Origin of the sequence: Mesorhizobium sp. M4B.F.Ca.ET.089.01.1.1 (assembly GCF_004022605.1) — a bacterium.
In the GTDB taxonomy this organism is placed as follows: domain Bacteria; phylum Pseudomonadota; class Alphaproteobacteria; order Rhizobiales; family Rhizobiaceae; genus Mesorhizobium; species Mesorhizobium abyssinicae.
Genome location: NZ_RZOS01000960.1, coordinates 1 through 938, shown reverse-complemented (window position 1 = coordinate 938; position 938 = coordinate 1). Strand labels below are relative to the sequence as shown.

At 61.7% G+C, this 938-nt stretch carries 2 protein-coding genes; one reads left to right on the top strand and one right to left on the bottom strand.

The annotated features are described in order from the left end of the window. Positions 1 to 501: DUF5623 domain-containing protein (locus EN780_RS35330; protein WP_245500230.1), on the top strand; the 501-nt coding region annotated here is incomplete at its 5' end. 26 nt (positions 502 to 527) lie between these two features. Here EN780_RS35330 and EN780_RS35325 read toward each other — a convergent pair. After that, positions 528 to 938 (bottom strand): SMC-Scp complex subunit ScpB (locus tag EN780_RS35325; RefSeq protein ID WP_133372913.1); only part of this gene is annotated, 411 nt, incomplete at its 5' end.

Genomic DNA, 938 nt, shown 5'->3' with positions numbered 1-938 from the left:
CACGCTCCTTTTGTAACGCCAGGAGAGAAGGCTGCGGCGGAGGCGAAGCGCGCGAAAGACGTCCAACGAAAAGCACCCTCGCCCCGCGGTCCCAAAACGACTGTCGAGTACCGGCTGCCGCTCAGCGGCAAGCCGCGCCGGCGTCCGAAGACGGTCATGCCTGTGGACGCGCATGCCAAGATCGGTTCGCTGCTGAAGGGCGTGCTTGTCGACATGCGAGCGCGCGCGGGCGTCTACAAGCGCATTGATGCCGTCCGAAGCGAGCTTGATGACTGGGTTCAATGCGAACACGATCGGCAGGCCATGTCCGATGCGGTATTTTTCGACCTCTACTACGGAGAGAGTTCCACCGGCGGAAAGCCAGAAACTGGCGAACAGCACGTTAAAAACCTGCGCCTCGCACAGTCCATGCTGGCACAGCACTATCCTGATTGTGCGCCTTTGAGAGACCTCATGGGAAAAATCGATCTCGCGGTCGCATCGCTCGAGAAGATGGGGTGATGGTTAGCGACCCTCGCACCGGCCCGCTATTCGTCGATGGCCACGTCAGTATCGCTCATGCCGGAGTCTGAAAACGCCGGCATGATGTCGCCCGCAAGCAGCTTCTCCTTTGAAAGCAACCCGGCGTCCTCAAGCGTCTCGAAGTCGGGAAGGTCCCGCAGTGTATCGAGACCGAACTCGAGCAGGAATTCTTTGGTCGTGACATAGGTGTAGGGCGCGCCGGGCGTCGGGCTGCGGGGGCCGGAGGCGATCAGGCCGGCACCGCGCAGGTTGCCGATCAGATCGCGGCTGATCTCCTTGCCGAAGAAGGACGACAGTTCGGCACGGGTGATCGGCTGGAAGTAGGCTATGCACATGAGCACCAAGACTTCGGACTGCGTGAGGTCGACCGCGTGCTCGCTTCCGCCGACCGCGGTGCGGATGGCATCGGCATAGGC